This window comes from uncultured Faecalicoccus sp., from assembly GCF_944327125.1.
In the GTDB taxonomy this organism is placed as follows: domain Bacteria; phylum Bacillota_I; class Bacilli_A; order Erysipelotrichales; family Erysipelotrichaceae; genus Faecalicoccus.
Genome location: NZ_CALVGO010000048.1, coordinates 1 through 9,503, shown reverse-complemented (window position 1 = coordinate 9,503; position 9,503 = coordinate 1). Strand labels below are relative to the sequence as shown.

The following is a 9,503-nucleotide window of genomic DNA, read 5'->3' as shown; positions in this document are numbered from 1 at the left end:
GAAGACGGAGTTCCTTATGGACAGGGAACGGAAATCGGAGCGTTTATTCGTTTGGATGACCTGGATCCAGGTACGCCATACCGTGATATGGACCGTTCCGTATTTATGGGACCGGAAAATCCAAACGCCCGTATGGTCGTTCCTGCCAGCCCTTACCGTGTCGTAATTCATAATCATACGATCGATTTGTTTGCGTATGCCAACAACTACACGGACGAACTGGGATTGAAGGAACTGCCGATCGAAGAAGTCAAAGAAACTTGTAAGATGGGAAAACGTATGGCTTTGGGTACGACACAGGAAGTCGGAATCTCGACAACGTATTTTGCCAATCCGTTTGGCCCAATGCAGAAACAGGAAGTGTGTGAACCGCTGATCGATAAGATCTTTAAGTCTTTAAAGGATAACGGAGTCTTTGTCGGCGAGATCTACACGCATCTGGGATTTGACCGTTCCAACCGAAAAGGATTGGATATCGCAGCCCAACAGCTTCTTGATTTCATCAAAAAGTAGGTGATATACATGTTCAATGATTATCAAACGGCGATCTATTCACAGGATGTCGTGAAGAAATCCATATTAAACAGCTATCTGTGGATGGCCATTGGATTGTTGATCACAGGAATCGTATCCTATGGTCTTTACATGACGGGATGGTTCTTACAGCTTTGTACATCCGTTCCGATCCTGTGCCTGGCTCTTCCTTTTGTGCAGATCGGGCTTGTGATCGCGTTTTCGACAAGACTTAGAAGAAATACCAGTGCCTCGACCATGAAGGTCTTGTTCATCCTGTATTCCCTGACGCTGGGATTCAGTATGACCTCTCTGTTTTATGGATATACAGAAGGTGTGATCTTCTTTGCCTTTCTGGTTTCGGCTTTATACTTCTTCTGCCTTGTGTTTATCGGATTTACGACCAAAAAAGACATGTCAAGAATTGGTATGATCTGTATGGCAGGATTGTTTGCGATGATCATCAGTCAGGTCATCATGATGTTTCTTCGTGTAAACATGGATACCCGTCTGTACTCCCTGATTGGACTTCTTCTCTTTACCGGAATCACGGTATGGGATGTTCAGCGCATGAACAAGGTCTTTACCATGGATGACGGCAGCATTGTTTCCCGGGAGAAACTTTCCATTTATTTCGCCATGGAACTGTATCTGGATTTCATCAATATCTTCTTATACATTCTTCGTTTGGTCGGAATGGGAAGCAGTAAAGATTAGACTTGTACGATTGTGCAAGTCTTTTTTTTGTTTCAAAGAATAACTTAAGAAAAGATTAAGGAATGAAAGGGTTTCTATAGGGGAGTCTGATGGTCAATGTGTGTCAAGTATGTTAAAATAAGCATATGAGTCAGAAAAAGGATCCAAATTGGCAAAAACTATTGAAAGAAAACTTTGACTGGGGCACACCGGATCTTTTTGCGTGTTTAAAAGACACTGGAGAATGGGTGGAGTCATGGTTTCAAAAAGAGACGGTAGAGAATACGCCGCTTCATAGAAAGAAGAAAACCCATGGAAGCGCAGACTAAAAGTTCCACTTCGGCTCGTTTTGCCCAAATCGTTCGGATCCTTAGAAAATATCAGATTCGAAAAGGAATGGATCCTGTCAAATTCCGCCGTATCCTGGAAGATCTGGGACCAACCTTTGTCAAGATCGGACAGATCATGTCGACAAGACAAGATATGTTCTCTCAGCGCTATTGCCAGGAATTGACCAAGCTTCGCTCTCATGTGACGCCTATGTCGTATGAGGAAGTTCAAAAGATGATCCTGAAATCGTATGGAAAATCCATTTCCCAAGTCTTTTCGTCGTTTGAAAAGATTCCGTTAGGTTCAGCCTCGATTGCCCAGGTTCATGAAGCGACTTTAAAAAGCGGAAAACATGTTGTCGTAAAAGTACAGCGGCCTTACATCTACGACTGGATGAAGCGGGATGTGGATCTGCTTCGAAAAGCGGTCAAGATCCTCAACCTGAGTGAGATCATCAACCATGTGATCGATCTGGATATGGTCATTGATGAATTCTGGACCGCAGCCCAGCAGGAAATGGACTTCACCAATGAAGCCGCCTTTGCCAAGCGGTTCCGAAAAATGTATCAGGATTGTGTCTATATCAACGCGCCGGAAATTGTGGATGCCTATACGACCAAAGAGATCCTGGTCATGGAATTTATCGACGGTATAGAAATCAACGATACCGAAACGTTAAAAAAAGAAGGCTACGATGTCAAAGAGATTGCCGATAAGCTGGCGTATAACTATATCTCTCAGATCATTGAATACGGCTTTTTTCATGCCGACCCGCATTCGGGCAATATCCGCATTCGCGAGGATCAGATCGTATGGATCGATTTTGGCATGATGGGGATCCTGGAAGACCGGGAACGCGAGATCATGAAACAGGCCATCAAGGGACTTGCGCTTAACGATGTTCAAAAAGTTGTGGATTCGATCTTGATGATTGGGATCGTGAATCATGAAATCGATTATACGGCCTTTACCAGCTCCATTGAAATGTTTATGTCTCAGTACATGTCCCAGTCCTTTGCGAGCATGGATCTGGCAAAGATGGTGCAGGATATCTTTACGATCTGTCATCAGTATAAGATCAGTCTGCCTAAAGGAATCTCGATGCTGGCAAGAAGCATGATGACGATGAATGGAACCTTGCTGGATCTGGATCCAAAGACAAGCATGGCCAAGATCGTTGCCAATCATAAAGCGGCGCTGGCACAGTTTGACCCGCAAAAGGACTTGCGCAGTGTGCTGAAACGAAGCATGGATGGTCTGTCGCGTATGATCGATATTCCAGTTCAAACCAGTGATGTGCTCAAACTTCTTCAACATGGGCAAGTCAAAGTCAATCTAAACCTGATGGGCAGCGATGCCCCGATTGCCAAGATCGACCGTATGGTCAACCGAATCATTATCTGTATTTTGATTGCGGCTTTACTGGTCGGTTCTTGTCTGATCTGTACCACCAATATGGAACCGAAGATCATGTCGATTCCAGCCATTGGCTTTTTGATGCTGATGATGGCCTTGATCTTAAGTGTCTGGCTGTTTGTCAAAATGTTGTTTTTACATCGCAAAAATAAATCGTTTTAAAGGAAGGATAGAATGAAGAATAAAAAGATTACAATCTGTGTGGCCCTGGTGATCATCTTCTTGACCCTGGGGTTAGACCAATGGACCAAGTGGGCCATTACCCATAGCTTATCTTTGCATGAGGTCCAGGAGATCATCGCGCATTTTTTCTCTTTGACCTATGTGCAAAATACCGGCGCCGGCTTCAGTTTGTTTGAAGGTTTTGGCGTTATGTTCTTTGCGCTTTTGACCTTAGCAGCTTTGGCTGTGATCGTCTATGCGTTTTTCAAAACGAAAGACGTTCGCGTTCAGCTGTGTCTGTCCTTGATTTGTTCGGGGGCCTTAGGCAATCTGATCGATCGTTTACGCTTTGGCTATGTCCGGGATTTTTTAAGCTTCCGCATCTTTGGGTGGAACTTTCCCGTTTTTAATATTGCCGATATCTGTATTACCGTAGGTTTTGGATGTTTGATCGCATGTATGATCTATGATGAGATCCAGGAGAAAAGAAGATGGAAATCATTGAGTTAACCTTATTAGAAAACGAACCTTCCGTTCGGCTGGATAAATTTGTTTCCGGGAAGCTGGAACTCTCGCGCAAGCGCGTCAAAGATCTATTGGACCAGGGACATATCCTGGTCAATGGAAAGATCGAAAAAGCCAGTACTTCTATATTGCCGAATGATCTGGTCACCGTGCATCTTCCGCCACTGGAAGAAGTGGATATTCTTCCGGAAAAGATGGATCTTGATATCGTGTATGAAGATGCCGATCTTCTGGTTATCAACAAACCCAAGGGGCTGGTTGTTCATCCGGCTCCAGGACATTATTCGGGAACACTGGTCAATGGACTTCTGTACCATTGTAAAGACTTGAGCGGCATCAATGGAGAGATGCGTCCAGGCATTGTTCATCGTATCGATAAAGATACCAGCGGTTTGCTGATCGTGTGCAAGAACGACAAGGCGCATCAGGAAATATCCTCTCAGTTAGCCGATAAGACATGTCATCGGGATTATTTGGCTCTTGTTCACCATCCTTTTTCCCATTCTTATGGAACCATTAACGCTCCGATTGGAAGAGATGAAAAAGACCGTCAGAAAATGACAGTGACCCGTAAAAATGCCAAAGAGGCCATTACCCATTTTCAGGTTTTGAAAAACTATGATCAATATGCCTATATCCGCTGTTCTCTGGAAACCGGAAGAACGCATCAGATCCGTGTGCATATGCAGTATATTGATCACCCGATCGTGGGGGATCCAAAATACAGTTATAAGAAAACACCAGATACCAAAGGCCAGCTTCTTCATGCCTGTCATATTGAATTCGTTCATCCGACAACCCAAGAAAAAATGAGCTTTGATGCTCCTTTGGATCCGATATTTGAAGAAGCCCTGGAACGCTTAGAAAGAGGAGATTCACTATGAAACGTAAAGATGTATTAAGCTGGGATCAGTACTTTATGGCCATGGCGCATTTAAGTGCCAAGCGAAGCAAAGATCCCAATACCCAGGTGGGAGCCTGTATCGTCAACGAACAAAAACGAGTGGTCGGTTTAGGGTATAACGGCTTTCCCAAAGGCTGTGATGACGATCTGTTTCCCTGGGAAAGAGATGGAAAATTCCTGGATACGAAATATCCTTATGTTGTCCATGCCGAATTGAATGCGATATTGAATTCGATCCAGGACTTGAACGGCTGTACGATCTATGTGTCTTTGTTCCCGTGCAATGAGTGTGCCAAGGCCATCATTCAATCGGGGATCCGCTGCGTTGTGTATGAAAGTGACAAATACAGCGGGACTGATGAAAATATCGCCAGTAAGAAGATGTTCAGAGATGCTGGGGTCGAACTCGTGCAGCTGACCTATCAGACCAGTGTGCAGGTCGATATCAAGAAGTAAAGGGAGAAACAAAAATGCGCTCAACAACTTTAGTGATCATGGCCGCCGGCTTAGGTAGCCGTTTTGGAGGAAGTATCAAACAATTAGAACCGGTCGGACTTCATGATGAGATCATTATGGATTACTCGATCCACGATGCCATTGAAGCCGGCTTCAACAAGATCATTTTTGTGATTCGTAAAGACATTGAAGACGATTTCCGTATCCGTATCGGAAACCGGGTAGAAAAGATCGCCCAAGAACTTCATGTACAAATTGGTTATGCGTATCAGGATCTCAAGGACATTCCGCAAGGAGTCGCTTTCCCGGAAGGACGAACCAAACCTTGGGGAACCGGTCAGGCAGTGCTGGCCGCCAAAGATCTGATTCAGGAACCGTTTGCCGTTTTAAATGCGGATGACTATTATGGCAAGGAAGCTTTTGTTCAGGTCCATGACTGGCTGGTGCTGGATCATGAAGATACCGCTTTGTGCATGGCAGGGTTCATCTTAAAAAATACTCTGTCGGACAATGGGGGTGTGACCCGCGGTCTGTGCAAAGTAGAAGAAGGCCATACCCATGTCGTGGATGTCATTGAGACCCACAATATCGTAAAAGAAGGAGATACGATTCTTGCCAATGGTAAGATTCTGGATCCCGATACCCTGGTTTCGATGAATTTCTGGGGATTTCCGGCCAAAGAAGGATGTAAACCGGCCTTTTTGGATGTCCTGGAAACCCACTTCAGGAAATTCTTTGAAACCGAGGTTCCCAATGATCCGTTAAAAGCCGAATATCTGCTTCCTACCTTAGTGGGTCATCTTCTTCAAGAGAATCAATGTACACTCAAAGTATTGAAGAGTCATGACAAATGGTTTGGGGTGACGTATAAAGAAGACAAGGAGTTTGTCGCCAACAGTTTCAAGGCACTGATCGAACAAAAAGTCTATTCAGAAGATCTTTATTCGGATCTGCAGGATTAAGGGCCATAGGCCCTTTTTTTACGCGATTTTTATTTGACGGAAATATGAGTAAGAACTAATATAAAAAGCGGAGAGTTACACGATTTATGAGATTCAGGGATTCTGCCTCTTTTGTATTAGAAACACCGATTCAGTCAGAAATGGACATACAGGAAATTTTAGTTTGTTTCTACCAGACTCGTAAACCGAATTACCAGTTTTCTGGGGAACGTCATTTGAACTACGAATTGACGTATGTCGATCAGGGGGTCCTCTATACAGAAGTGGATCATCAAAACTACGAATTACACGCCAAGGATATCATGATCTACTATCCGAATCAGTTTCATGCCCAGAGTACTGATAAGGATCATTTTTGTTCCTATTTGACTTTGAGTTTTTTCTTGAACGGAACACTGGCCCAGGATCTCAAAAACAAGGTGTTTTCAGCCTCTAAGGAGATGCAGGAAACACTGAAAGAATTTGTTTCTTCGATTCAGAAAGATCAATATATGAACAAAGAGTTTTCGCTGGTCTTGTTAAAGAAGATCTTGATCCTTCTTTGTCAATGTGAACATAAAAAAGAAACACCGGATATCGATAAAGAAACGAAGGATCCGTATTTGAACAAGATCCTGGACTACATTCATTCGCATATCGAAACAAACATCCGTATCGAGGATCTGTGCGAACATTTCTCTATTTCGCGAAGCACCTTGCAGGTGATGTTTAAAGAACAGCTCAATGAAGCCCCTAAAGAATACATTTCAAAGTTAAAGCTGGAACGGGCCAAAGAGAGGTTGCAAACAAAAAAATATACGGTTTCAGAAGTCGCTTATCAGCTTGGGTTTTCTTCGGTTTATTACTTCTCCAGAAAGTTTAAAAAAACATATGGCATTTCGCCTTCGGAATATATGGATTCCATTCGAAAGTAAGGCAGAAATGCCTTTTATTTTTATTGTCAAAACTAGTGGAAGGTTTATACAAATTAGTGGATGTGAATCCATTATATTGAACAAATGACAAAACAAGATAAAATATAGGGTGTAGAAAGCGCTTTCACCTTTTTTAATAATGCACATTTATTAAAAAACGAAAGCAGGAGGAAGTTGTATGAATAAAAAAAGAATTCTAGATGCCGGTAGAGCGGCGTTGAGTATTGTTTTAACTTCATCGATGTTCGTGACAACGTACTCTGTTCCTATCTATGCTCAGGAAACAGAAGAACCTGTCATCGTTGAAGAAAACAACGTGTCCGATCCTAACCAGGAGAAAGAAGAACCTCAGGCTCCTGAACAGGAACAGCCGGAACAAGAAACGGTTCAAAGTGAAGAATCTGTGGATAATACTGTACAAAACACAGAACCACAAAGCGAAGAGGAAACGGTTGAACCAAAGAAATCCAGCCAGGATATCACTTTCAACAATCCGAGTGGTGTACATTTCCATTGTACCAAGGGAAACTCTTCTATTGTTATTGCCTATGGGGCTGACTGGATGGAGTTCCAGGGTGTTCGTTACACAGATAAAACAACATACAATAAAAAAGAATGTATTGCTCCAGAAGCCATTCGTCAGGCATTGATTGCCGTTCCAAGCGGAACGATGCAGACCTTTACGATTCGTGTTGGTGTGGAAGGCGACGATGTAGGAATTGAATATACGTTCTATGGAGATAAGCTCGATCCGGAACTGACAGTGGTCGAAGCCAATGCAAACTATATTCTCTTTGAAGGAAATGAACCATTGGATCCAGAACGTACAGCTTATGATTCATATGAAGAAAATGGGCATTACTATGCCAAATATGATCTGTCTTCTGCAAAAGTTGGATTTGGCTCAAATACCATTGCGGATTCAACCGGGAAAAATGCCACCTGGTTTATGTATGAAAAGAAAGCGGATGGAACTGTAGAAGTTCATTTGATGGATAAAGTGCCAACTGTAGAAGTTACTTCTGGTGATTCTTTATACAAGCTGACAGATGGAGCTGTGATCACAAAGAAACTTAGTAAGAACTCTTTTAAAGTCAGCGGATATGGAATTCGAAGCGTCCAGGCTGGCGAAAACATGTATTTGTATGGCGAAAAAGTGCAAAATTCAGATTTAGCTGTCACTTCTATCGACTATCCGATTACATTGAAAGATAAAAAGACATACCAGCTGCGGTATGAAAACAAAGGCGGAGAATTCTCTAATGTGAATTTCAGCGTGAACTATTCACTAGGATCTTATGTGGATACTTTAAACGCTACAATAAAAGAACAGGAAGAAAAAGAACTGAACGCCGAAAACTATACGCCAGATACTTGGAGTGCGTATGAACAGGCTTTACAGAATGCCAAAGCTTCTGCGGAAAATCCATTCACAGACAATACTGCCATGCAGAGTGCGGAAAGTGCATTGAAATCGGCTTTTGAAGGATTGAAGGAACAAGTTAAGGATACAGAAGCTCCGGAAGTCAAAGTAACGTATTCTAATAAAAACGGAAGTCAGGTTACAAAAGAAGATGTAACGGTGACTTTAACGGCCAATGAAGATATCCAGGATATTGAAGGCTGGACACGTGTAGATTCTAAAACACTGCAGAAAGTTCACAGTGAGAATGGAAAATTCAATGTCACTGTTAAAGACTTGGCAGGAAATGAAACAAAAGTTAAATACGAAGTAAAACGTATTGATAAAGTGGCTCCTGTAATTGAAGGTGTCAAAGATGGTGAAGTCACAAATAAAGATGTAGAATTCACAGTAAAAGAACAGAGTATTTCTAAGATCATCATTGATGAAAAAGAATACAATGAAAAGAATGCACCTAAGAAGGTTTCTGGTGAAGGAAAACATACGATCAAAGTCGTAGACAAAGCCGGAAATGAAACGAGTGTATCGTTTACGATCGATCAGACAGCTCCTAAGTTTACTGTAAAGGAAGAATCAAAAGGTTATGATGGAGTATACAGTAAATTAAGTCTGAAACTTTATGATGCTCATAAAGTGGATTATGTCGAAATCAATGGTAAGAAAAAAGATTTAAGTGACAATCAGTGGTCAGATTTGAACGATCAGAATGCCGGTTATAAAGAAGGTAAGAATACGGTTGTTCTTTATGATGTTGCGGGAAATTCTGCCGAATTTACGTTCATCTATGACAAAACAGGTCCGACAGTCACTGTAAAAGATTCTTCCGTTGAAAAAGATGGATATTATTCCAGACTGGATCTGAAACTGTATGATGCCAATAAGATCGATTATGCTGAGATTAATGGTAAGAGATTTGAACTGACAAACAATCAATGGTCCGACATCAACCATGCCAATGCCGGTTATGTGGATGGAGAAAATACGATCGTTGTTTATGATCAGGCAGGAAACTCTACGACAGTAAAATACATGATCGGTGAACCAGTCAAAGCGGATAAAACGGCTTTACAGGAAAAAATCGATGAAGCCAAGAGACTGGAAGAAGATAACTATACAGAGGAAACATGGTCTAAGCTGGAAGAAGCTTTAGAGGCCGCTGAAAAAGTCAACGATAACGAAAAAGCAACGCAGGAAGAAGTAGA

General features: G+C 42.2%; 9 protein-coding genes and 1 pseudogene. All 10 read left to right on the top strand.

Features of this window, described 5'->3' with window-relative positions; all coding sequences use genetic code 11:
• Positions 1-513 (top strand): annotated as a pseudogene (locus tag Q0K03_RS06055) (hypothetical protein); the annotation flags it as partial.
• Between the two features lie 9 nt (positions 514-522).
• Positions 523-1,230: a Bax inhibitor-1/YccA family protein gene (locus Q0K03_RS06050; RefSeq protein WP_297238785.1), complete on the top strand. Its 708-nt coding sequence runs from the start codon at positions 523-525 to the stop codon at positions 1,228-1,230.
• 125 nt (positions 1,231-1,355) lie between these two features.
• Positions 1,356-1,538, top strand: a complete 183-nt coding sequence (locus tag Q0K03_RS06045; RefSeq protein WP_297238783.1) for a hypothetical protein — start codon at positions 1,356-1,358, stop codon at positions 1,536-1,538.
• Entirely contained in the window at positions 1,522-3,117 is a 1,596-nt protein-coding gene (locus tag Q0K03_RS06040; RefSeq protein WP_297238781.1) for a lipopolysaccharide core heptose(II) kinase RfaY, read from the top strand. Before Q0K03_RS06045 ends, Q0K03_RS06040 begins: the two co-directional genes overlap by 17 nt.
• Positions 3,118-3,129: 12 nt before the next feature.
• Positions 3,130-3,627: a signal peptidase II gene (lspA, locus tag Q0K03_RS06035; RefSeq protein ID WP_297238779.1), complete on the top strand. Its 498-nt coding sequence runs from the start codon at positions 3,130-3,132 to the stop codon at positions 3,625-3,627.
• Positions 3,609-4,526 carry an RluA family pseudouridine synthase gene (locus tag Q0K03_RS06030; RefSeq protein ID WP_297238777.1) on the top strand — a complete coding sequence of 306 codons (918 nt, stop codon included), beginning with the start codon at positions 3,609-3,611 and terminating at the stop codon, positions 4,524-4,526. The genes lspA and Q0K03_RS06030 overlap by 19 nt, the downstream gene beginning before the upstream one ends.
• Positions 4,523-5,002, top strand: a complete 480-nt coding sequence (locus Q0K03_RS06025) for a dCMP deaminase family protein (RefSeq protein ID WP_297238775.1) — start codon at positions 4,523-4,525, stop codon at positions 5,000-5,002. The genes Q0K03_RS06030 and Q0K03_RS06025 overlap by 4 nt, the downstream gene beginning before the upstream one ends.
• 14 nt (positions 5,003-5,016) lie before the next feature.
• The gene (locus Q0K03_RS06020) at positions 5,017-5,964 is read left to right on the top strand and encodes a sugar phosphate nucleotidyltransferase (RefSeq protein ID WP_297238773.1); all 948 of its coding nucleotides are present in this window, start codon (positions 5,017-5,019) and stop codon (positions 5,962-5,964) included.
• Positions 5,965-6,050: 86 nt separating this feature from the next.
• Entirely contained in the window at positions 6,051-6,878 is an 828-nt protein-coding gene (locus Q0K03_RS06015) for an AraC family transcriptional regulator (protein WP_297238771.1), read from the top strand.
• A 178-nt stretch (positions 6,879-7,056) separates the two neighbouring features.
• A partial coding sequence (locus tag Q0K03_RS06010; protein WP_297238769.1) for a hypothetical protein occupies positions 7,057-9,503 on the top strand: 2,447 nt, incomplete at its 3' end.